Source organism: Variovorax boronicumulans, from assembly GCF_019352895.1.
In the GTDB taxonomy this organism is placed as follows: Bacteria; Pseudomonadota; Gammaproteobacteria; order Burkholderiales; family Burkholderiaceae_C; genus Variovorax; species Variovorax boronicumulans_A.
In genome coordinates this window covers 492,235-518,252 of record NZ_JAAAFX010000004.1, presented here as the reverse complement: position 1 = coordinate 518,252, position 26,018 = coordinate 492,235, and the positions used below count along the sequence as shown (strand labels likewise).

Genomic DNA, 26,018 nt, shown 5'->3' with positions numbered 1-26,018 from the left:
GACCACTTCGCCGGTTCACGGTGCAGGGAAGACTTCACCGACAGGAGACAGACCACCATGCTTTCCCCTCGCCGCCGCCTCTTGGGCGCAGCCTGCCTTGCCGCACTTTCCCTGGGCCTTCCCCTGGCCGCCAGTGCGCAGGCCAACTGGCCGTCCCGGCCCATCAAGATCATCGTGCCGTACCCGCCGGGCGGGTCGTCGGACATCATTGCGCGGTCCATCAGCCAGCCGCTGTCCGAGGCCTTGAAGCAGAGCGTGATCGTCGAGAACAAGCCCGGCGCCAACGGCAACCTCGGCGCGGACTTCGTGGCCAAGTCGGCACCCGACGGCTACACGCTGCTGCTGTGCGACGTGGGCGCGCTGGCGATCAGCCCCTCGGTCTACACCAGGCTGCCTTTCGATCCGTCGACCGACCTTCGCGGCGTGACCATGCTGGCCTATTCGCCGCACCTGCTGGTGGTGCATCCCTCGGTCAAGGCCAACAACCTCAAGGAACTGGTCGCGCTGTCGAAGACCAGCGACCTCAACTTCGCGGTCACGGCCACCGGCAGCGCGCCGCACCTGGCCGGCGTGGCGCTGGAGCGCGCCAGCGGCGCCAAGTGGACCTACGTGCCCTACAAGGGCGGCGTGCAGGCGGTGCAGGACACGGTGTCGGGCCAGACCAACGTGCTGATGAACGGCATGCTGGCCACGCTGCCGCAGGTGCAGGCCGGCCGGCTCAAGGTGCTGGCGGTGTCCAAGGCCACGCGCATGCCGCTGATCGGCGACGTGCCCACCATCGCCGAGCAGGGCGTGCCGGGCTACGAGTCGGGCACCTGGCAGGGCGTGCGGGTCGCCAAGGGCACGCCCGACGCGATCATCCAGCGCCTCAACAAGGAGCTGATCACCGTGATCCGCTCGGCCGACATCCGTTCGCGGCTGGCCGGGCAGGGCGCCGAGGTCGTGACCATGGCGCCGGCCGAGGAAGAGCAGTTCTTCAACAAGGAACGGGCGCGCTGGGCGGCGGTGGTCAAGGCGGCGGACATCAAGCTGGATTAGTCCCCCCCTCGAAAGCGTCGCGCACTGTGTGTCGCGACGCGCTCCCCCCCCCGGGGGCACAACCGGCGGCCCGGCGGAGCCGGTTCCGCGGTTGTTCACGAACAGAGGCGTTGGCTTCTTCTTTTTTCTCTCATCAACTTCTTCTTCATGGTGCTTCGATGAACCCCCAAGAACTCAAATCCATCATGGGCTCCGGCCTGCTCTCGTTCCCGCTGACCGACTTCGACGCCAACGGCGACTTCCACAAGAAGGGTTACGAGAAGCGCCTCGAATGGCTGGCGCCCTACGGCGCGAGCGCGCTGTTCGCGGCCGGCGGCACGGGTGAATTCTTCTCGCTGACCGGCGACGAGTACCCGGGCATCGTCCAGACCGCGGTCGACACCTGCCGCGGCGTGGTGCCGATCATCGCGGGCGCGGGCGGCCCGACGCGTTTCGCGATCCAGTGTGCGCAGGCGGCCGAGAAGGCCGGCGCGCACGGCATCCTGCTGCTGCCGCACTACCTGACCGAAGCCGGCCAGGAAGGCCTGGCCGCGCATGTCGAGGCGGTGTGCAAGAGCGTGAAGTTCGGCGTGATCGTCTACAACCGCGCCACCAGCCGCCTCAAGCCCGAGACGCTGGCCGGCCTGGCCGAGCGCAACCCGAACCTGGTGGGCTTCAAGGACGGCGTGGGCGACATCGAGGCCATGGTCGCGATCTACCAGCGCATGGGCGAGCGCTTCGCCTACCTGGGCGGCCTGCCCACGGCCGAGGTCTATGCCGCGGCCTACAAGGCGCTGGGCACGCCGGTGTATTCGTCGGCCGTCTTCAACTTCATCCCGAAGACCGCGATGGATTTCTACAAGGCCGTCGCGGCCGACGACCTGCCCACGCAGCACCACCTGCTCAAGACCTTCTTCATGCCTTACCTCGAGCTGCGCAACCGCGTGCCGGGCTATGCGGTGAGCATCGTCAAGGCCGGCGCGAAGATCGTGGGCCACGATGCGGGTCCGGTGCGCGCGCCGCTGACCGACCTGAAGGCCGACGAGGTGGAGATTTTGAAGGCCCTGATCGACAAGCTCGGCAAGCAATAGCGCCCCCCGAGGCGGCTCACTGCGTGTAGCCGCCTCTCCCCAGGGGGCAACACCGGCGGCCCGGCAAAGCCGGTTCCGCGGTGTTTCTGGAAAAGACAGGGGCGCAAGGTGCTCAGAGCGTTGAAAAAAGTTCGATCCAAAGGAACGGAGACAAGCATGCTGTTGAAGAGAGCCTTCCTCATGGCCGCGGCCTCGGTCGCATTGGCGGGCTGTGCCGGCCTGTCCTCCGGTGGCAGCACGACCGACGCACCGGCCGTGGCTGCCGCGGCCGAGAAGCTGCGCGTGGCCATGATCGACCCGACAACCGCCGCGCTCGATGCGCTGGTGGCCGAGGACCTGAGCTACGGCCATTCGGGCGGCAAGGTCGACACCAAGGCCAGCTTCATCGCCGACCTGATGAGCGGCGCCTCGGACTTCGTCACCATCGCGATCACCGACCAGAGCGTCAGGGTGGCCGGCGATGCGGCGATCGTGCGGCACACGCTCACGGCCGACACCCTCGACGGGGGCAAGCCGGGCACGGTCGCCATCAAGATCCTCCAGGTCTGGCAGAAGCAGGGCGGCGGCTGGAAGCTGCTGGCCCGCCAGGCGGTGAGGGCCGCGACATGACGACCCCCGTCGTCACCGAGCTGCGCGTGGTGCCCGTGGCCGGCCACGACGGCATGCTCATGAACCTGAGCGGCGCGCACGGGCCCTTCTTCACGCGCAACCTGCTGATCCTGAAAGACAGCGCGGGCCGCACCGGCGTGGGCGAGGTGCCCGGCGGCGAGAAGATCCGCCAGACGCTGGAGGACGCGCGCAGCCTGATCGTGGGCCAGCCCATCGGCCGCCACAACGCGGTGCTCAATGCGATGCGCGCACGCTTCGCCGACCGCGACAGCGGCGGCCGCGGCACGCAGACCTTCGACCTGCGCGTCGCGATCCATGCGGTCACGGCCGCGGAGGCCGCGCTGCTCGACCTGCTGGGGCAGCACCTCGAGGTGCCGGTGGCGGCGCTGCTCGGCGAAGGCCAGCAGCGCGACGCGGTGCAGATGCTCGGCTACCTGTTCTATGTCGGCGACCGCAGGAAGACCGACCTGGCCTACCGCAGCGAGCCGGACGCCGACAACGACTGGTTCCGCCTGCGCCATGAAGAGGCCATGACGCCCGAGGCGATCGTGCGCCTGGCCGAGGCCAGCCATGCGCGCTATGGCTTCACCGACTTCAAGCTCAAGGGCGGCGTGCTGCGCGGCGAGGCGGAGATCGAAGCGATCCGCGCGCTGCACGAGCGCTTTCCGCAGGCGCGCGTCACGCTCGACCCCAACGGCGGCTGGCTGCTGAAGGATGCGATCCGGCTCACGCGCGACCTGCACGGCGTGATGGCGTACGCCGAAGACCCTTGCGGCGCCGAAGGCGTGTTCTCGGGCCGCGAGGTGATGGCCGAGTTCCGCCGCGCCACCGGCCTGCCGACCGCCACCAACATGGTGGCCACCGACTGGCGCGAGATGGTGCACAGCCTGTCGCTGCAGTCGGTCGACATCCCGCTGGCCGACCCGCATTTCTGGACGATGCAGGGCTCGGTGCGCGTGGCGCAGCTGTGCCAGGCCTGGGGCCTGACCTGGGGTTCGCACTCGAACAACCACTTCGACGTCTCGCTCGCGATGTTCACCCATGTGGCGGCGGCGGCACCGGGCCAGGTCACGGCCATCGACACCCACTGGATCTGGCAGGACGGCCAGCGCCTCACCCGGGCACCGCTGCAGATCGAGGGCGGCTTCGTGCAGGTGCCGCAGCAGGGCGGCCTGGGCGTGGAACTCGACATGGACGAAGTCGAGAAGGCGCACCGGCTGTACCTGCAGCACGGCCTGGGCGCGCGCGACGACGCGCAGGCCATGCAGTACCTGGTCCCGGGCTGGGCCTTCGACAACAAGCGGCCCTGCATGGTGCGCTGAGGCGCGCCTCCGTCCCGAGAGATCAAGCAGCGGCGCCACCATGACGCCGCACGGCGACAACACGCCCGGCGCAGGCGATTGTTGTTGCGCCGCGCCATCTGTACGTCCCAAGTAGCCTGAAAGCGTGACAAAAGCCCGGTTGCAGTTGTGCTTTTGTTAGAAAAAGGTTACATCTAGGAGATCTTTTTACCTTTGTTTCTGCAGAGGTAACGCTTGCTTTCGGCGCGGTCCGTCGGTCGTGCCCTCCTGGAGACATCCCCATGCACAGCCACTCGTCGATGAACCGCGTCTACCGTATTGTCTGGAACGAGGCGCTGAGCATGTGGGTGGCGGTGGCGGAAAACGCCAAGGGCCGCAGCAAGGGCGGCATCGGCCGCAAGCGCCTGGCGGCCCTGCTGGCCGCCACGCTGGGCACCGCGGCCGGCGTGATGCCGCCGGCCATGGCGGGGCCGCTGGACAAGATCGTGATCGACGGTCGCACCAACACCCAGTTGAGCCAGCCCTCGGTCAACGCCGTCAACATCACGACCACCACGGTCAACGGCGGCAACGCCTTCAACTCCTTCAGCCGCTTCAGCGTGGACGCGGGCAACATCGCCAACCTGCATGTGCCCACGGGCGCGACCAACCTGATCAACATCGTGCGCGACGCGCGCACCGACATCAACGGCGTGCTCAACGGCATCAAGGACGGCCGCATCGGCGGCAACGTCTGGTTCGCCAACCCCTACGGGCTGGTGGTGGGCGCGGGCGGCGTGGTCAACGTGGGCTCGCTCAACGTGAGCACGCCCACCGCGGCCTTCGTGCAGGGCTTCTTCGGCGCCAACGGCCCCAACGCCAACTACGTGCAGCAGCTGCTCAACGGCACCGCGCCGCTCAACGCCGACGGCACGGTCTCGATCCTGGGGCGCGTCAACGCGATCAACGGCGTGCTGTTGAGCGCCGGCGCGATCAACGTGCGCGGCGCGATCTACAGCGGCGCGCGCTTCCTGGGCACGGCGCCCGACTTCAGCGACGTGGTCAATGCCAACGGGCTGTCGGTGGCCACGGGCATCGTCGAGCAGGAAGGCCGGATCCGGATCATCGCCACGCAGACCCAGGGCGGCAAGGCGGCGATCAACCTCGACGGCGCGCAGATGCTCGCGACCAGCATCGAGCTGTCGGCCAGCTCGACGCTGAATGACGCCTCGCTGGCCGTGACCAGCGGCCTCTCCAAGGCCGAGGCCGCGGCCACCATCGACATCCAGGGCAGCCAGCTGCGCACGGTCGAGAACCTCACGGCGCAGGCGACGACCACGGTCAACACCGCCACCTTCACCACGCCGATCGCGGCCAGCGTGCAGCGCGTGGATGCGCGCGCCACGGTGAACGTGGGCGGCAGCAGCCAGCTCACGGTCGGCGGCGATGCGCTGCTGGGCGCCACCACCGCCGTGAGCACCAACGCCACGCCCACCTCGGCGCTGGCCAACAAGGCCGGCGATGCGGCCGTGGCGGTGTCCGATGTGACCAGCCTGGCCCAGGTGCGCGTGACCGACACCACCACCGCGGCCGTGACCGGCAAGCTGGGCCTCGCGGCCGTCAACACCGTCAGCACCACCTCGGTGGCCGATGCGGCGGCCGCCGGCAACAACGCCGCGGGCGCGGCGGTGGCCGTGAGCCTGATCGACAGCACGACTTCGGCCGTGATCGACGGCCAGGCCGCCATCACCGCGGGCGCGCTCGACCTGTCGGCCGCCTCGCGCAACACCGCAACGGTCACGGCCAAGGCCGCGAGCCAGGGTGCCGAGAAGGACGACAGCGGCAGCAGCCAGGGCAGCCAGACGCTGGCCAAGTACAAGGACAACGCCAGCACCGCCGACAGCGCGCCGGGCGAGGGCATCAAGGTCGCGGGCGCGGTCGCAGTGAGCGACCTGAGCAGCCACACGCAGGCGCTGCTGGCCTCGGGCCAGGCCGCCAAGGTCACGGGCGCGGTCGGACTGCGCAGCGAAGAAGGCAACACCGTGGTGGTCGGTGCCGACAGCAGCGCCACGAACAGCGCCACCGGCGTGGCCGCCGCGGTGGCCATCAACCTCGCGCAGCTGAGCAACGAGGCCGCGATCGCGCAGACGCTGCAGGCCGGCAGCGTGTCCGCCAGCGCTTCGATGGCTGCGGCCGCGCCGGTCAACAGCTTCACCACCACAGCGGTGTCCGGCGCGGGCGCGAGCAACGTCGGCGTGGCCGGCGCGCTGGCCGTGAACGCCATCGACAGTGCCACCACCGCCGCATTGCGCGGCGGTGCCAACGTCACGCTCACCGGTGCGGCCGCCGACGTGGCGCTGACGGCACGCAACGCCAGCGCGAGCACGGCCAAGGCCACGCCCGCAGCGGGCGGGGCGAGCGGCGACAAGGTCGGCATCGGCGCTTCGGTGGCGGTCAACGTGGTGGGCACGCGCACGCTGGCCCAGCTGGCCGATGGCGCCCAACTGCAGGGCGCACGCGACGTGACGCTCGACGCGGGCGGCACGCATGCGGTGACGACCGAAGCCGAAGCCGGCTCGGAAGGCGGCATCTCGATCACGCCCTCGGTCGCGGTCTCGATCGCCAATAACAGCACGCAGGCCAGCCTGGGCACGAGCAGCAAGCTGCCGCTGACGCTCGGCGGCGACCTGCTGCTGAACGCTGCGCAATCGGCCACGACCCAGACCACGGCCAAGGGCAGTGCGGTCGGCGGCAAGGCCGCGATCGGCGCGGCCGTGGCGGTGGCGCTGGTCGACGACCTGGTGGAAGCCACGACCGCGCGGGCGATCGTCGCGAACGGTGCCTCGGGCGCCGGCAAGGGCCAGGTCACGTTCAAGGCCCAGGGTGCGTCCGCGAGCGAGGTGTCGGCCACGGCCAGCGCGAGCGGCGGCCACAAAGCCGACGATGCCGGCGCCGCCGGTGGCGGTGAGGACGCGAGCGTCGACGACAAGATCGGCAAGCAGCTCGCGCTGGGCAAGAACAAGCAGTCGGCCAACAAGGTGGGCGACAGCAAGCAGCAGGCTTCCACCGGCAACGCCGTGCAGGCGCAGAAGGACGGCCAGGGCTCGGCCAGCACCAGCGAAGGCAAGATCTCGGTGGCCGCGGCCGTCGGCGTCAACCTGCAGAATTCGACCGCGCGCGCCGACGTGCCGGTCGATGTGACGTCGGCGGGCGCCCTGACGCTCGCCGCCTCGAACAACACCGACGCCAAGGTCGTGAGCGACGGCAGCGCGCTGCCCAAGGCCGACGCCGACGGCAAGACCGAAGGCAGCACGACGCAGGTCGGCATCGGTGCCGCGGTGTCGGTCAACAAGGTGGCTTCGGTGGCCGACGCGATCGTCGGCGGCAGCGCCGTGGTCCGCTCCAACGGGCTCTCGCTGTCCGCCGGCATGACCGACGTGGCGGGCGACACCACCCACACCGTGCAGACCGAGGCGGCTTCGGGCGCGGGTGGCAGCAAGGTCGGCATCGCCGGTTCGCTGGCGCTGAACCTGGTCGACACGCGCAGCGATGCCGCGGTGCGCAGCGGCGCCAACGTCGATGCGGGCACGGGCGCGGTGGCGCTGGCGGCCGAGAACAACACCGACATCACGGCCAAGGCCGCACCGGTGGACAAGGGCGCGAGCGGCGGCAAGGTGGGCATCGGTGCGTCGGTGGCGGTGAACATCACCGGCAACCAGAGCACGGCCGAGATCGAGGACGGCGCGACGCTGAACGGCAGCGGCGCGGTGTCGCTGGACGCCAAGGCCGCGCACAAGGCCACGACCACGGCCGAGGCCGGCGCGTCGGGCGGCGTGGCGATCACGCCCGCACTGGCGCTGGCGCTGCTCAACAACACCACCAGCGCGCGCCTGGGCACGGGTGCGGCGCTGCAGGGCGCGGGCGGCGTGTCGCTGTCGGCCACGCAGTCGAACGCCACCGTCACCACCGCCAAGGGCAGTGCGGCGGGCGAGACCGCATCGATCGGCGCGGCCGTGGCGCTGGCCTTGGTCAACGACCTGACGAGCGCCACCACCGAACGCGACATCCTCGGCGCCACCGGCGACGTGGGCTTCAAGGCCACGGGATCGTCGGGCCACACGACCTCGGCCACCGCCAGTTCCAAGGGCGGCAAGTCCGACGACCAGGCCGGCAAGACCGGTGCCGACGGCAAGAAGCAGGAAGACGCCACGGTCGACGACAAGGTCGACAACCAATTGGCCTTCGGCAAGACCCAGCAGACCAAGAACGGCGTGGGCAGCACCAAGCAGCAGGCGGCCACGGGCAACGCGGCCGGTGGCAAGGCCTCGGCCGGCACCAGCGAAGGCAAGGTGTCGGTGGCGGCGGCCGCGGCGGTCAACATCGTCGATGCGAACACCACGGCCTCGGTGGCCGACGGCCGCACCGTGTCGACCACGGGCGCGTTCGCGCTGGCCGCGAGCGGCAACACCGACGCCAGCGCCAAGTCCGACGGCGCGGCCGTGGGCAATGGCGCGCAGGTGGGCATCGGCGCGGCCGTGTCGCTCAACCAGGTGCACACGAACACGGTGGCGGCCGTCGGCAGCAACGCCAACGTCCAGGCCAATGGCGTCGCCATCGGCGCGACCATGACCGACGTGGCCGGCGACACCACGCACACCGTGCTGGCGCAGGCCGCCTCGGGTGCGGGCGGCAGCAAGGTCGGCATCGCCGGCTCGCTGGCATTGAACCTGATCGACACGCGCAGCGAGGCGCTGGTGCGCAGCGGCGCGGTCGTCAATGCGGGCACGGGCGCGGTGGCGCTTTCGGCCGAGAACAACACCGACATCACGGCCAAGGCCGTGCCGGTAGACAAGGGCGCGAGCGGCGGCAAGGTGGGCATCGGCGCCTCGGTGGCGGCGAACATCACGGGCAACCAGAGCACGGCCGAGATCGCCGACGGCGCCACGCTGGCGGGCAGCGGCGCGGTGTCGCTGGACGCCAAGGCCGCGCACAAGGCCGCGACCGAAGCCGAAGCCGGCTCGGCCGGCGGCGTGGCGATCACGCCCGCGCTCGCACTGGCGATGCTCAACAACACCACCAGCGCGCGCCTGGGCACGGGTGCGGCGCTGCAGGGCACGGGCGCAGTCACCGTTTCGGCCACGCAAAGCAACGTCACAACCACTTCGTCCAAAGGCAGCGCCGTGGGCGAGAGCGCCGCGATCGGCGCGGCGGTCGGCATCGCGCTGGTCAACGACCTGACCAGCGCCACCACCGAGCGCGACATCCTCGGCGCGACCGGCGACGTGCGCTTCAAGGCCACGGCCTCGTCCCGGCACACGACCACGGCCACCGCGAGCTCCAAGGGCGGCAAGTCCGACGACGAAGCCGGCAAGACCGGTGCCGACGGCAAGAAGGTCGAGGACGCCACGGTCGACGACAAGGTCGACAACCAGCTCGCCTACGGCAAGACCCAGCAGACCCAGGCCAATGTCGGCAGCGCGAAGCAGCAGACGGCCACGGGCAACGCGGCCGGCGGCAAGGCCTCGGCGGCGTCGAGCGAAGGCAAGGTGTCGGTGGCGGCCGCGGTGGCGGTCAACGTGATCGACGCGAACACCACGGCCTCGGTGGCCGCGAACCGCACCGTGTCGACCACCGGCGCCTTCGAACTGGCCGCCAGCGGCCACACCGACGCCAGCGCGAAGTCCGACGGCACGGCGGTCGGCAAGACCGCGCAGGTGGGCATCGGCGCGGCGGCCTCGGTCAACCAGGTGAAGTCGGCCACGCTGGCCGGCATCGGCAACGACGCGACGGTGCGTGCCCAGGGCATCGCGGTCGGCGCGACCATGACCGACGTGGCCGGCGACCGCCAGCACGACATCGAGGCCAAGGCCGAGTCGGGCGCGGGCGGCAGCAAGGTCGGCATCGCCGCCTCGCTGGCGCTCAACCTCGCCAACACCTCGAGCCAGGCGCTGGTGGGCGAGCGCGCCACGCTGCAGGCCGGCGGCGGCGACGTGTCGCTCACGGCCGAAGACCGCGTGAAGGCCGTGGCGCAGGCCCTGCCGACCACCACCGGCGGCGCCTCGGGCGGCAGCGTGGGCGTGGGCGTCTCGGTGGCCCTCAACCTGATCGATGCGGCCGCGGTGGCGCGCCTGGGCACCAACGCGGGCCTGACGGGCGCGCGCGACCTCGACGTCGCGGCCACCACGGCCGTCGACAGCGACACCCAGGCCACCTCGGGCGCGGCCGGCGGCAAGCTGGCCTTCGACGCGGCCGTGGCCGTGACCACGCTCAAGCAGAGCACGCAGGCGCTGATCCAGTCCGGCGCGGGCATTGCGGCCAGCGGCGACGTGGCGCTGCAGGCCACCAGCAGCGGCACCCACACCGCCACCGCCAAGGGCGAGGCCAAGTCCGGCACCGCCGCGATCGGCGCGGCCGCGGGCGTGATCACCAGCAACAGCACGACGCAGGCCGTGCTCGACCGCGACCTGTCGGCCGGCGGCAAGCTGGGCCTGTCGGCCAGCGCCACGCGCGCCTACACGGCCGACGCCACGGCCAGTGCCGGCGGCTCGCAGGCTTCGAAGACCTACGACGACAACAAGGCGCAGGCCGACAGCGCGACCAGCAGCAAGACGCTCGCCAACAACCAGAACGGCCAGACCAACCAGGGCACGCAGGGCGGCGGCAAGGTCGCGATCGCGGCGGCCGTGGGCGTGAACGTGCTCGACGACGACGTGCAGGCGGCCGTGACCGGCGGCCGCACCCTGGCCGCGGGCGGCGTCATGAGCGTGGCCGCGAACAACGACAGCAACTTCAGCGCGCGTGGCGCGGGCGATGCGGTCGATGCCAAGACGCAGGTCGGCGTGGCCGTCGGCGTGGGCATCAGCATCGCCAACAACAGCACCGTGGCTTCGCTGGCCGACAACACGCACATCACCAAGGTGGGCGACCTGTCGGTCACCGCCGCCTCGACGCAGAACACCTCGCCCGCCTTCGCCCGCAAGCTCGCGGCCGAGGGCGTGGCCGGCGCCGGCGCCAGCAAGGTCGGCGTGGCCGGGGCCTTCGCGGTCGCGGTGTCGAACGCGCAGACGCTGGCCTCGATCGGCGCCAACGCGCGCATCGACCAGGCCGGCAACATCCGGCTCGACGCGACCAACACCAGCCTGCTCGGCGCCAAGGCCTGGGCCGCGGCCAAGGCCGGCACCGTGGGCGTGGGCGCCTCGGTGGCCACCGTGGTCTCGAACAACCAGTACAAGGCCACGCTGGGCGACAACGCGCAGGTCGATGCGGCCAGCCTGTCGCTCAACGCGCAGAACCTGAAGGTCAGCACGCCCGGCGTGTCGCTGCAGGTCGCGGGCGTGGACGACATCAAGAACCTGCCCGACCGCCTCACCAGCGGCCCGCTGATCGGCGGCACCAACTACTACACCGAAGCCGTGTCCGGCGCGGCCGGCGACAACGTCTCGGTGGCCGGCGCCTTCGCGGTCAACGTGTTCACCGACACCACCGAGGTCGCGATCGGCAACGGCGCCAAGGTGCGCACCACCGGCGAGGTCGCGCTGACCAGCCTCAACGACACCGGCGCCACCTCGCTGGCCGCGGCGGCGGCGCTGGCCGGCAAGGTCGGCGTGGGCGTGTCGAGCGCGGTGGTCTCGAGCCACAACGACACCAGCGCCTACATCGGTACCGGGGCCGAGGTGAACGGCGCGGGCGGCATCCGCCTGGGCGCAACGAACCTGCAGGACGTGAACCTGATCGGCTTCAGCGGCGCGGCCGGCGGCAACGTGGCCGTGGCCGGCGTGGCCAACGTGCTGACCACCAAGAACACGGCGCAGGCGTACGTCGCCGACTCGGCCGCGACCCGGCTGCAGACCGGCGGCAATCTCTCGCTCGATGCGAAGAACGCGCTGTCGGTGTTCGACATCGTGAGCGGCGTGGCGGTGGGCGGCTCGGTCGGCGTGGGCGTGGCCGCGGCCGTGCACACCATCGAGAACGAGACCCGTGCCTTCGTCGGCAAGGGCGTGCAGGCCCGCGTCGACGGGGCGGCCCGCGTCGCGGCCGCGGCATCGGAAGACCTCAAGACCTTCGCCGTCGGCGCCGCGGGCGCGGGCTCGGTCGCAGTGGGCGGATCGGCCATCGTCAACGTGCTCAACGCGCAGACCCAGGCCTACCTGGGCGACGGCGTGCAGCTCAACAAGGGCGCGACGCCCGGCCAGCAGAGCGTGGCCGTGTCCGCGAGCGACGACACCACGGTGTTCGACGTGGTGGCGGGCGCGGGCGGCGGCGGCTCGGTCGGCGGCGGTGCCGCGGGCGACGTGGGCGTGCTGTCGAAGACCACGCAGGCCTGGATCGGCGGCAACGCCTGGGTCGAGGCCGGCCAGAACCTCACGGTCAAGGCCAATTCGCAGGAAGACCTGCGCCTGAGCAGCATCGGCTTCGGCGCCGGCGGTTCGGCCGGCCTGGCCGGCTCGGCCGCGGTCTTCACGCTCAAGACCGACACCGAGGCGCGCGTCGGCGACGGCGCCACGCTGCGCGCGCGCGGCAACGCGCTGGTGGCGGCCGACGGCCGCACCGCCGTCGACCTGATCGCGGGCAGCGCGGCGGCCGGCGGCTCGGCCGCGGTGGGCGCGGCGGCCGGCGTGGTGGTGCTCGACAAGACCACGCTGGCGCGCATCGGCGAGAACGCCAACGTGCAGGCGCTGGGCTACGGCACGGCGCTGCAGGCGGCCACCGGCCACTACGACATCGCCTACGGCGGCGCGATCACCGGCGACGGCCGCGTGACCAAGGGCGGCCTGGCGCCGACCGACGCCCAGGGCAACGGCATCGGCGGGCGCGACGCCTTCAAGGCGCTCACGCAGCAGCGCACCGCCACCGCGCGCACCGAGGCCCTGCAGGGCCTGGGCGTGACGGCCACCAACAGCGACAGCGTCAAGGCCTATGCGGTCACGGGCGCGGGCGCGGGCGCCGCGGCGATCACGCTGGGCGCCAACGTGTCCACCGTGGACACCGATACGCGCGCGCAGATCGCTGAAGGCGCCAAGATCAATCAGACGGCCGACGTGGCCGACGCCGCGCAATCGGTGCGCGTCGCGGCCGGCAACGAGCAGTTCCACCTGGGCCTGGCCGGTGCGGCCTCGGGCGCGGGTGCTGTGGCCGTGGGTGCGGGCGCCGACGTGTTCGTGAGCAAGAACACCACGCAGGCGGCCATCGCCTCGGGCGCGCAGGTCCAGGCCGCGCGCGACGTGCAGGTGCTGGCCGAGGCCCAGACCCAGGTGCTCGACATGGGCGTGGGCCTGTCGGCGGCGGGCACGGTCGCGGTGGCGGGCTCGGTGGCGGTGGTGTCCGTCGCCAACACCACGCAGGCGCTGGTGGGCGCGGGCACGACCCGCATCGACGCCGGCGGCAACGTGCGCGTGGCGGCACGCGACGACACCCAGACCAACATGGTCGCGGGCGCCGCAGCGGCCGGCATCGGCGCGGCCGGCGTGGGCGCGGCCGTGGGCGTGAGCAGCCTCACCAAGACCACCCAGGCCGGCATCGGCGACGGCGTGACGGTGAATGCGCTGGGCAACGGCACGGGCAACGACATGACGGCCTTCAGCGGCCGCGACGAAGACGCGACCATCGCCGATGCGCGTGGCGTGCAGGTGCAGGCCACGTCTTCGGAAGACCTGTTCACCGTGGTCGCGAGCGGCGCGGCCGGGCTCTATGCGGGCATCTCGGGCGCGATCTCGGTCGAGTCGGTGCGCTCGGACACCCAGGCCTCGATCGGCAACGGCGCGAAGATCAACCAGGTCAACGCCGGCGCCAACGCCGCGCAGGACGTGAACGTCAGCGCGCGCAATCAGCTGCGCTCGCAGGTGGTCACCGGCTCGCTGGCGCTGGGCGCCGGCGCGCTGGCTGGCGCGGTGGACGTGGGCACGGTGAACAACCGCACCACGGCCTCGATCGGCAGCAACGCGAAGGTGAATGCCGCGCGCGACATCGGCGTCAACGCGCTGAGCCGCCAGGACTACACGACCACGGTGGTCAGCGGCGCGGGCGGCCTGGTGGGCCTGGCCGGCGGCATCGCGGTCTACGGCATCGGCGAGGCGCTGAGCCAGGACGCGACCGACCAGCTCTCGCACGCGGGCAACCCGCGCAACGTGAACCAGGAAGCCGATGCGCAGGCCAGCGACGACACGGTGGGTCGCATGCTGGCCGTATCGGACGACGCGCGCACCCGCGACATCGCGGCCACCGCGCAGAGCAAGCGCTCGGCCGTGAGCATCTCCAGTTCGCTGAGCGCGCCGCAGCCCTCGGGCAACGCGGCGCAGGTGGGCGACGGCGCGGTGCTCGTGGCCGGCCGCGACGTGGGCGTGAGCGCGCACGGCACGCTGGACTTCGGCATGAAGACCGGCGCGGTGTCGGTCGGCGCGCTGGGCCTCGGCGCCGGCGTGGGCATCGGCAACTTCCAGCTCGCCAACCGGGCGCTGGTGGGCAACAACGTGACGGTCAGCGCGGGCGGCGACCTGCGGGTGGCGGCCTCGCTGGCCGAGAAGGCGCAGGCCCTGGGCTTCGCGGGCACCGGCGGCGTGATCGCGCTCAATGCGGCCTACGCGAGCCTGGCCGACAACAGCGTGACCCGCGCGGCCATCGGCAACAACCTGACCATCCACAAGGCCGACGAGGTGCTGGTGAACGCCACCGACACGCGTTCGCTCAACGCCGAAGCCTATGGCGCGAGCGTCGGGGCCTACGTGGCCGGCGCATCGATCGCCAGCAGCGTCATCGACGGCTCGACGAGTGCGTCGATCGGCAGCGGTGCGCAGATCGGGGCAGCCACGGGCGACGCGGTGCGCGCGTTGACGGTCGAGGCGGCATCCGACGTGCAGGCCCAGAGCCATGCGGTGGCGGCGGCGGCCGGCCTGGGCCTGGCGCTGAGCGGCTCGGTCGCGACGGCCAAGGCCACGCCCGAAGTCAGCGCCTTCGTCAGCGGCGGCGACATCCGCCTGTCCGAGGACGCGCGCATCGCGGCCACGGGCAAGACCCGCGCGCAGGCCGAATCGCTGGGCGTGAACCTGAGCTTCACGGCCGCCGCGGGCGCCGCGGTGGCCACGGCCGAGGCGGTCTCGCGCGTCGATGCCTACCTGGGCAGCGGCACGCAGCTGAGTGGCCGCAACCTCACGGTCTCGGCCGCGCAGCAGCTCGCGGGCAGCGGGCCCGATGTGTCGGCCAACGCCACCGGCGCCTCGGGCGCGCTGTTCGCCGGCCTCACGGCGACCGCGGCCCATGCCGACACCGACAGCCGCGTCAACAGCCGCGTGGGCGACGGCAGCACGCTCACGCTGACCGGCACGGCCGCGGTGAACGCGCTCAACAACACGCGCCAGCAGGCCGATGCCTCGGGCTTCGCGGGCGGCATCGTGGCGGCGGGCTTCAACGACGCGCGCGCCACCTCGAACACGGTGACGCAGGCCGCGCTGGGCGACAACGTCCAGGTCGCGGCCCCGGTCGCCAACACCACGCTGATGACGCAGGTCGCGCTCAGCGCCGACGGCACCGACACCAACCGCGCCAACGCCACCTCGGGCAGCGGCGGCCTGATCGCGGGCTCGGCCGCGACCGCCACCACCGCCGGCACCAGCCTCACGCAGGCCACGACCGGCAGCGGCGACGGCTCGCACCGCATCGCGGCGAAGAAGTTCTCGCTCGATGCGCGCCACACCACCGACTTCAACGCCACCGTCAACAGCGTCAACGCCTCGGTGGTGGGCGCGAGCGGCGCCAAGGCGGTGAACACGGTGAACAGCACGGTCACGGCCGCGATCGGCGACAACGGCGTGGTCTCGGCCAACGAGATCAAGATCACCGCGAGCAACAGCAGCCGCAAGGACTGGATCGGTTCGAGCAACGGCGACACAGCAGGCTTCAACGTCGACTCGGGTTCGGGCGGCGTGATCGACCTGCCCGCGGCCTCGAGCCAGACCGACATCTCGCACATCACCACCGCCGCGATCGGCGCCGGCGCCAAGGTGCATGCGCTGCTGCCTTCGGCCGGCGTCGCGCGCCTGGACATGGACGCCTTCAACGACATCGTGGCGCGCGACAAGGTGCGGCTCGATTCGGGCGGCCTGATCTCGGTGGCGCGTTCGGTCTCGAACGTGAACGTGAACCGCGCCGATGCCACCGTGTCCTTCGGCGACGGGGCGAGCGTGACCAGCGACAACGGCGACATCAATGCCGGCGCGCACGCCACCGTGGCGCTCGACGCACGGGCCCAGGCCAACGTCTACGGCCTGGCGGGCGCGCCCTCGGGCCGCGCCTACGCGGTCTACAACGGCAACAACCAGGCCATCGTCGGCACCAACGCGCTGCTGCGCGCCGACGACGGCTCGGTGATGCTTTCGGGCGGCCAGGGCTACGACGGCACGCGCACGCGCATCGACGCGAACGCGACGGTCAACCTCTGGAACAAGACCGCGATCCCGATCACCACCGATCCCGACGCGCAGGCCAACGTGAACAGCAATGCGCGCGTGAGCCTGGCCACCGGCAGCAAGGTCGAGTCGGCCGAGGACATCGCGCTGTATGCCGACAAGGGCATCGTCAGCGTCAATGCCAAGGGCATCGGCAAGGACCTCTATCGCGAGGCGCTGGCCGCCATCGCGAGCGGCATCAGCAACCTGTTCGGCGGCGGCGACGTGTCCTTCGACGTGATCGGCGGCTCGACGAGTTCGACCGGCAGCGCCGTGGTGCATGTCGACGGCATCGCCATGACCGGCATCAACCGCCGCGCCTCGCTGACCTTCGAGATCGAACTCATCGACGCGGCGGGCAATCCGGTCTCGGCACCGGTGTATGCCAAGGTCTTCCAGACCAACGACCTGGGCCAGTTCGTGGACAAGGACGGCAACATGACGACCGACGAGAACAAGTACGTGCAGGTCGGCCAGCGGGTGCTGTGGCGCATGAAGTCGACCGCCAGCAAGGGCGTGACCTACTCGGTCGAGCTGGGCAAGGGCATCGGCGCCGACATCCAGGAGCGCATCATGAAGCTGCGCAGCCTGATGTCGCAGTACGCGTCGGACGAGGTTGCGCGCGGCGCCTACCAGGCGGAGATCAACTTCCTGATGTTCAAGCTGGTCGAGCTCGGCCTGGCCAAGGGCAACGCCGACGGCACGATCACGCTCGACCCTGCCACCGGCCAACCGGTGATCAATCCGGGCCAGTGGAGCAACCCGAGCCCGCGCCAGATCGCCGAGACGCAGATCAAGCAGTACCAGATGCAGCTGATGAGCGAGACCGGCAAGGCGACCGGCAGCGGCCAGCTGATCCAGGCCACGACGACCGCGGCGATCGGCTCGGCCAACCAGATCGGCACCAGCGTCGGCAGCATCGTCACCGACACCGGCACGCTGGCCACGGCCAACGCCGGCATCGACACCCAGCTCAAGTCGCTGGCGAACTTCAGCGCCGGCAACACCACCTACGTGGCGACGCAGGCGCTGATCAGCGACAACGCGACGCAGCTGGCGGCGATCCAGCAGAACCGCACGCTGAACACGAACGCGCTGACGACCATCGCGCAGAAGAACACCGTCATCGACGGGTTGCTGGGCGAGATCGGGGGCCTGCGCAGCGACATGCAGGCCCTGGCCTACGGCTCGGCCGCCTACATGGCCAAGCAGGCCGAGATCGACACCCGCCAGGCCAGCATCCTGTCCCGGGCCGGCGAGATCAAGACGCTGCTGACCAGCGTGTCGACGCAGAGCGCGGCCATCGATGCCGCCTCGAGCAAGATCGCCAACAACAACACCACCATCAGTGCCAACCAGGCGAAGCTGGCCAACGACTTCAAGAAGAGCGACGGCAGCCAGGACGGCGTGGTGACGGCGATCAACACCGCGCGCAGCAATGCGGACGCGGCGCGCAACGGCATCGCCAGCGCCGCGGTCACCATCGACTCCGAGGCCGGCAAGTTCGCCAACGCCACCACCGGCTATGTGCAGGTGGTGAGCCAGACCGCCACCGCGCTCGACACCTCGATCGGCCAGAAGACCAGCGCCGCCACCAACCTGGTGCAGCTCAACAGCACGCTGGGCCAGCAGTCGACCACCCCGGCCAACGGGCCGATCGCGGACTTCATCACGGTCAACGACATCACGGTCAAGCTGGGCAACATCCGCACCTCGGGCGACGTGCTCGAAGGCAAGGGCCAGCTCAACGCACCGGGCGATGCGCAGATCGACATCGTCAACAACACACCGAACTTCCTCAAGGTGAAGAACCTGACGGTGAACAGCGACGACGGCGGCACGGTGCGCTTCAACGGCGTGCTGGTGCATTCGGGCGCAGACATCAATGCCATCAACAGCACCGGCACGGGCGCGAGCGCGCTGCAGGTGCTCACGCGCGACACCAGCGCGGCGCCCAAGCCCTCGATCAACATCACCAGCACCTACGACGCGACCGCGGCCGGCGCCACCGTGCTGGCACCGGCGCCGAACATCGAGCTGGCGGGCGATATCAGCAACCTGCGCGGCTCGGTCACGGTGAAGAGCGCCGCGGGCAGCATCCTGTCGAACGGCAGCATCCGCGCCGGCACGGTGGACATCAAGGCCGACAACGGCGACTTCGTGCAGAGCTACGTGGACAACTTCTTCCACGTGGGCGGCGACCCGGCCTCGATCAAGGACAACGGCACGCCGCTGGGTGGCGGCATCGTGGCCAACGGCAGCGTGTTCCTGAGCGCGCGCTACCTCAACATCAACAGCCTGGTGCAGAGCGGCATCGCGGACTGGAAGATCGACCTGCCTGCGGCGCCCAAGCTCACCGGCACGGCCAGTTTCTTCGGCCTGTCGCAGACCTCGCTGGACAACGCCGTCACGGCCTACAACAACGCCACCGGCGCGACCAAGGACGCGCTGCGCTACACCACCTACACGGTGGCGGCGGGCGTCGTGACCTACGACGCGCTGCAGAAGCGGCTCGAGGTCGGCATGGACTTCGCCAAGGCCGATCGCCACACCGCTGACTGGGCCACGCGCACGGCCGTGTCCGGCGGGCTGTACCAGCTGGTGTCGGACTACGGCAACATCGGCGCGAGCTACGACGTGGTGAACAACCGCTTCGAGCTCGACGGCACGCAGGTCAGCGGCGGCTACATCCAGGTGTACGGCCAGATCATGAACACCTCGACCAACGGTTCGGGCACGCTGCGCGCGCTCGACGGCTACGGCCAGATCGTGGTCAACAACCCGACCGGCCTGTCGGTGGTGATCAACAAGCTCGACACCGGCAAGGACAGCACCGGCACCGGCCGCGGCATCGCCGGAATCATCGACATCACCGACATCCAGAGCATCGGCAACGGCAGCCAGCTGGTGTCGACGCACACGGTGTACAAGCGCGAGAACGGCGTGCTCACGGTCAACGGCCAGGCCGACACCAACGTGCTGGCCGGCACCGACGGCCGTGCGACCACCTATGCGCCGCAGACCGGCCTGCGCTACGCCTGGACCACCGGCACCGACAACTCGACCATCAGCTACTGGCACTACAAGGGCGCGCAGTTCTTCGGCTCGTCCAGCCTGCGCACCGGCCCGACCGGCGAGGTGGTCAGCCAGTCCGGCCCCTTCATCCTCGACAGCTACCGGCTGGACAACGGCACCTACCTGTACACCGACAAGAGCAAGACCGGGACCCCGTACACCCAGAACGCCGAGACCCACAAGACCGGCGATTCGCTGTGGGTCAAGACTGACGAGTGGTCGACCTGCAACTGGTGGACGCTGTGCATCGCGGGCAACTACCACCAGAAGTTCACCGAGACCACGCCGACCACGACCATCACGACCAAGACGCTCACGGCCGACAACAAGATCAACATCGAATTCCACGGCGCCAACACGGGCACGGTCACGGTCAACTCGGCCGCCGACGTGCTGCTCAAGGGCGAGATCCGCAACAGCAGCGGCACGACCACGGTCAACGCCGGCAGCGGCGTGGCGGGCGGGTCGACGGCCGACCGCTCGATCGTGCAGCTCAACGACACGGCGCTGGTGACCGGCAAGAACGTCGTGCTCAACGCCACCGGCAACGTGGGCGGTGCGCTGGGCAACGACCCGGCGAAGGCGATCGCGGTGGCGGTCAATGGCGGAAAACTCGATGCGGCAGCCGCGCAGGGCAACGTCAACGTCGAGCAGACCGTGGGCGCGCTGAACGTGGGCCGCGTCACGGCCGGCGGCAGCGCACTCGACGGCAAGGGACGCGTCACGCTGCGCTCCGACGGCAGCATCGTGGCGGCCAACGGCGCGACATCGCTGATCCAGGGCGACCGGGTCGACCTGACGTCGCAGAACGGCGCCATCGGCGGCATCGCCGCACCGCTCAAGGTCAACGTCGGCTACAGCGACGACATTTCCAAGCGCGGGCTGTTCGGCCTCAGGGCTTCGGCCCAGGGCGACATCGGCATCGAGACGCAGGCCTGGTCGGGCAACACCGCCGGCCACCTGCTGGTCGACACGGTGGTGTCCACCGGAGGCGACGTGCTGCTCAAGACGCCGGGCCGGATCATCGACAACAACCCGATCGAGTCGGTCGACACCCGCACCTGGAACGAACTGCTGGCCTTCTGGGACGCCTCGGGCCTGCGCGCCGGCACGGACGAGAACAAGGCCAACCAGGCGCAGGCGATGAAGTCCTTCGAGCAGGGACTGACGCAGGAATACAAGCTGTACTGGCAGATCCGCAGCACGCAGCCCGACGCCAGCGCCTACGACCCGGCCTTCAAGTACCAGGCCTCGGCGGCCGAGCGCCAGGGCCTGACCGTGGCCGGCCAGACGCCGCAGCAGAGCGCCGCGGCCATCGCTGCGTTCGAGACCGAGCGCACCGCCAGCTACCACGCGCTCAACGAGAAGGTGGGCGGCTTCAGCGCCAGCTACGACAGTGGCTTCCGCTACCAGGCCAGCACCGCCGAGCGCGACGCGATCCTGGCCAAGTCCTCGTGGACCGACCGCGAGCTGGGCATTTCGATCAGCGCCGGCCTGCTCAAGGACGTGACCAACACCAACCCGGTGGTCAAGAGCGCCAACGTGTCGGGCCGCAACGTGACGCTGCAGGCGGGCATCGCCATCGGCGAGACCCAGGGCGCGGTGGTGGTGCCGACCAACATCGATCCGCGCAACCTGACCGACGAGATGAAGGTGGCGCTGGCCTCGGCCGAACGCTCCGACATCGTGGTGACCGACAGCGCCATCACGGTGCTGCGCCGCGCGCCGGTGAACTTCAGCGCGCTCGATGCCTTCAACGCCTCGGTCACGGCCGCGCCGGTGGCCGGCACCGACATCGGCTCGGCCTTCCTGGCCTCGATGGGCAGCGCGCGCCTGGGCAGCATCGACGTGACGGGCGAGACGCGCATCAAGGTGCGCGGCTCGATCACCAACGCGCTGCCGACGTCGGGCCCGCTGCAGACCGGCAACCTGGTGCTCGAGGCGGCCTACGGCGGCATCGGCTACGTGCCGGGCGACGGCGTGAACGCGGGCCAGTCGCAGCCGCTGCGCCTCAAGCTGCGCGACGGTGCCACGCTGACTGCGCGCGCCTCGGACAACATCGAGATCGAGGAGGAGGGCGACCTCAACCTCGACACCGTGTTCTCGCGCCAGACCGCCAAGCTCATGGCCGAGGGTTCGATCCTGGACGCGATCGGCGACAACGGGCTCAACGTGCTGGCCAGCAACATCGACCTGACCGCGCGCAACGGCAACATCGGCGCAGCCGGCGCGGGCGCGCTGGACGTGGGCGTGACCGGCACCACCGGCCGCATCACGGCCCAGGCCGCGCAAGACATCCACCTGAACGGCCCGCGCGGTCGCTACCTGAACTTCGGCGACGTCACGGCCGGCGGCGGCGCCAGCCTGTCGGGCGACGTGGACCTGCGCCTCTACGGCGCAGTGCAGGCGGCCGGCGCGGTCGACCTGAGCGCGGGGCTGACGCTGGCCATGGCCGCCACGTCGTCGGTGCGCTCGACGGCTTCGAACCTCAAGCTGTCGGCCGGCGAACTGACGATGGCCGACGGCGCCACGCTGCGCGGCGACGTGGGCACGGTGCGCATCGACACGCTGACCGACGCCATCATCACCGGCATCTCCACCGGCAACGGCACGGCCGACGCGGTGCGCATCAAGGCCGGCGGCGACGTGCGCGACGGCGGCGACACGCGGCTGGACATCGTGGCCGACGCCGCACCCGCGGCCGGCGTGACGATCGAGGCCGGTGGCGACATCGGCAAGGGCAACGCGCTGGAGATGCGCCTGCGCCACCTTGACGCCAAGGCCGGCGGCAGCGCCGACTTCGCGGTGAGCGGCGACGTGGTGGTGGGCCAGCTCACCAGCGTCGACAACGCGACGCTGACGGCCACGGGCCACATCGCCACCACCGTGGTCGAGAGCACGCTGGGCGGCGTGACGCTGGTGTCCACCGGCGGCGACATCGATGCCGGTCGCACCGTCGCCTTCGGCGATGTGCGGCTGCAGTCCGACCTGGGCCGGGTCACGGCCGGCGCCACGCAGGCCGGCGGCAAGGTGGCGCTGGTCGCCACCGCGGGCTCGGTGCAGGCCACCGACACCACGGCCGGCGGGCGCATCGACATCACGGCCGCGCAGGACATCGCACTGGGCACGGCCAAGGCTGGCGGCGACATCGCGTTGGCCGCAGGCCGCGCACTGACGGCCGGCACGCTGGCCAGCACCGCGGGCGACATCCGCGCCCGCGCCGCCACCGGCGACGTGCGCACGGGCCGCACCACCAGCACGGCCGGCAATGTGACGCTGGTGGCCGATGCGGGCGACGTGGCCGCGGGCAGTACGCAGGCCGGCGGCCATGTCGCGCTGATCGCCAGCGCGGGCTCGGTGCAGGCCGACGCCACCACGGCGGGCGGGCGCATCGAGGCCACGGCCGCGCGCGACATCGCGCTGACCACGGCAGCGGCCGGCGGCGACATCGCCTTGGCCGCGGGCCGCGACCTGGCGGCCACCACGCTGTCCAGCCTGGCCGGCGACATCCGCGCGAGCGCCGCCACCGGCGACCTGCGCACGGGCCGCACCACCAGCACGGTCGGCAACGTGACGTTCACGGCCAACGCCGGCGATGGGGTCGCGGGCACCACGCAAGCCGGTGGCAACGTGGACATGACCGCCACGGCAGGCGCGGTGCAGGCCGACGCCACCACGGCCGGCGGCCGCATCGGCATCGTGGCGGCGCAGGACATCGGCGTGAACCGCGCGACGGCCGGTGGCGACATCGTGCTGGCCGCGGGCCGCGACCTGCAGGCCACGACCCTGGCCAGCACCGGCGGCGGCATCCAGGCCACGACGGGACGCGACCTGACGATCGGCACCGCAAGCGCGCAGCGCGACATCGTGCTGGACGCCGGCCGCCACCTGACGGCCGGCACGCTCGCCAGCACCCAGGGCAGCGTGATCGCGAAGGCGCGCACCGGCAACCTGCGCATCGGCACGCTCGATGCGGCGCTCGACGGCGTGCTCAGCGCGCCGCAGGGCCAAGTGGCGGTCGAGCGCGTCAAGGCGGGCCGCGACTTCACGCTCGAGGCACGCAACGACGTGGACGTGCGCGAAGGCTCGGCCGGCGGCACCTTCACGCTGTCGTCGACCGGCGGCAACGCCACGGCCGGCACGCTCACGGCCGATGCGGTCGTGATGCGCGCACCGGGCCGCGTGGCGGCCGACCGCCTCAACGTGGTCTCGCTGTTCGACCTGGCCGGCGACCGCGTGAACGCCAACGTCTACGGCGGCGCCAAGCCCGTGAAGGGCACGGTCACCGGCTTCAACGGCGGCACCGCGAGCGACGTGGTGCTGGCGCTGTCGGGCCAGGGCGGCTTCGCGATCGATCGCTTCAAGGCGCGCACCGCGGCCCTCACCAACCCGGTCGGCCCGCTGTCGGTCGACAGCATGCTGGTGGTGGACCGCGCGACCGTGACCAACCCGCAGACCCATGTGGTGATCGACCAGCACGACCGCAGCATCCAGCCGGGTGCCGACGTGCAGATCTTCTCCTTCGGCGCGCCCTTCAGCTTCTCGCTGTACGACAACCACGCGTTCACCAACGCGTTCGTGATCTACCGCAGCCCCGAGCACGACCAGATCGCCGACATGGGCCTGAACCGCAGCGCGGTCGAGTTCAGCGAGCTGGCGCTGTCGGTGGCGCGGACCGGGGGCGACCCCACGCTCGAGGCCCGCCAGGGCACCGAGGGGCAGGACCTCCGGCCGGTGCGCTATTCGGGCGTGCCGGTGAAGCTGGACGGCGACTGCAGCAAGAACCTTGTTCCGGAGTGCACACGATGATTCGTTTTTCCGTCACGGCCCTGGCGGCCCTGGCCTTTTTCCAGGCCGCCGCCCAGTCCGTGCCTGTCCCGCCCCTGGTGCTGCCCCCGGCCGCCGATGCGGGCGCGCTGCAGCAGCGCCAGATCGAGTCGGAGCAGCGCCGGCGCGAGGCCGAGCGCGAACTGCAGCAGCCCGCGCAGCCGCTGATCCGGCCGGCCGCGCCGACCGCCGCCGCGCCGCTCACCGGCAGCGGCGTGCGCGTGGCGGTCAAGGAGATCCGCTTTTCGCCGTCGGAGATCCTGGCCGCGCCCGCGCTGGAGGCCATCGCCGCCGACTACCGCGGCCGGCAGGTCACGCTGGCCGAGCTGCAGCAGCTGGCCGACCGCGTGAACGCGCTCTACAAGGAGAAGGGCGTGGTCACCGCGCTGGCCACGATTCCGCAGCAGGACGTGACCGCGGGCGTGATCGAGGTGCGCCTGGTCGAGGGCCGCGTGGGCAAGGTCGTGATCGAGGGCAACGCCTCGACCAGCGCCGAATTCATCACGCCGCGCCTGGGCCTGCAGGCCGGCCAGCTGGTCGATCTCGACAAGCTTGAGCAGGGCCTGGTCTGGTTCAACCGCACCAACGACGTGCGGCTGCAGGCCGACCTGCTGCCCGGCGAGAGCTTCGGCACCACCGACCTGCGCGTGGCCGTGATCGAGCCGCCCAAGCACGAGCTGCTGGCCACGGTCGACAACATGGGCAGCAAGCTCACCGGCGAATGGCGCGCCGGCCTGTCGTACCGAAACCGCAGCCTGCTGGGCTGGCGCGACGAGGTCTCGCTGTCGTACACGCGCGCCCGCGGCCAGGACAGCCGCGCCGCCAGCTACGCGATACCCATCAACCGCTACGGCGGCCGGCTCAGCCTGGGCTTCTACGAGGACCGCACGGCCATCAAGTACGGCGCGCTGTCGAGTCTCAACATCACCGGCAACTCGCGCGCGCACGTGCTGTCGCTGCGCCAGCCGGTGTGGATCGACGCCAGCTCGCAGTGGGACGTGGTGGCGGGCACCAAGCGGCGCATCAGCAGCAACTACATCGACGACGTGTTCCTGCAGCGCACCGACAGCAAGGACCGCAGCCTGGGCATGGAGTGGCAGTGGGCCGCAGACACCAGTTCGGTGACCGCCAGCTACATCAAGTACTGGACCGACGCCACGGTGCTGTTCGAGCGCATCAAGTACCAGGTCGACCGCGCCTCGGTGCGCTACAACCAGGGCCTGACACCGGGCTTCTCGCTGCGCACCAGCCTGGGTGGCCAGTGGGCGCGCGACAAGAACCTGCCTTCGGGCGAGCAGTTCTTCCTGGGCGGCGAGGGCAGCGTGCGCGGCTACCCGGTGGGCGCGTTCTCGGGCGATGAAGGCTATGCGCTCAACGTCGAGCTGCACCATCCGCTAGTCAACACCACGCTGGGCTCGCAGACTGTCGCCGCCACCGGCTTCTTCTTCGTCGACCACGGCCGCACCTCGCCCTACCGCCCGCCGGCCTCGCTGCTGGCGCCGAGCGAGAAGCTCACCGGCATCGGCTGGGGCCTGAACGCCGCCATCGGCAAGCGCACCAGCCTGCGCATGACGCTGGGCTACGGCCTGGACGACGTGCCGCAGACCCATCGCAACTACCAGGTGACGGTGCAGCTGATCTCGAGCCTGCTGTAGACGCCGTCGGGGAGAGGCATCGCAGGA

At 71.0% G+C, this 26,018-nt stretch carries 6 protein-coding genes; all 6 read left to right on the top strand.

Going from position 1 to position 26,018, the window contains the following annotated elements; genetic code table 11:
* Positions 1-57 precede the first annotated feature (57 nt).
* On the top strand, positions 58-1,038 hold the full coding sequence (locus tag K0H49_RS03990) for a Bug family tripartite tricarboxylate transporter substrate binding protein (RefSeq protein ID WP_219209831.1): 981 nt from the start codon (positions 58-60) through the stop codon (positions 1,036-1,038).
* A gap of 158 nt (positions 1,039-1,196) precedes the next feature.
* Entirely contained in the window at positions 1,197-2,108 is a 912-nt protein-coding gene (gene kdgD / locus K0H49_RS03985; protein WP_219209830.1) for a 5-dehydro-4-deoxyglucarate dehydratase, read from the top strand.
* A 156-nt stretch (positions 2,109-2,264) separates the two neighbouring features.
* Positions 2,265-2,717 (top strand): nuclear transport factor 2 family protein, encoded by a 453-nt coding sequence (locus K0H49_RS03980; protein WP_219209829.1) that lies wholly within the window; start codon positions 2,265-2,267, stop codon positions 2,715-2,717.
* Positions 2,714-4,039: a glucarate dehydratase gene (gene gudD, locus K0H49_RS03975; protein WP_219209828.1), complete on the top strand. Its 1,326-nt coding sequence runs from the start codon at positions 2,714-2,716 to the stop codon at positions 4,037-4,039. Before K0H49_RS03980 ends, gudD begins: the two co-directional genes overlap by 4 nt.
* A 260-nt stretch (positions 4,040-4,299) precedes the next feature.
* Positions 4,300-24,318, top strand: coding sequence for a leukotoxin LktA family filamentous adhesin (locus tag K0H49_RS30890; RefSeq protein ID WP_219209827.1), 20,019 nt, complete (start codon positions 4,300-4,302; stop codon positions 24,316-24,318).
* A complete protein-coding gene (locus K0H49_RS03965; protein ID WP_219209826.1) occupies positions 24,315-25,991 on the top strand; it encodes a ShlB/FhaC/HecB family hemolysin secretion/activation protein in 1,677 nt (558 codons plus the stop codon). The genes K0H49_RS30890 and K0H49_RS03965 overlap by 4 nt, the downstream gene beginning before the upstream one ends.
* The last annotated feature ends 27 nt before the right edge of the window (positions 25,992-26,018 follow it).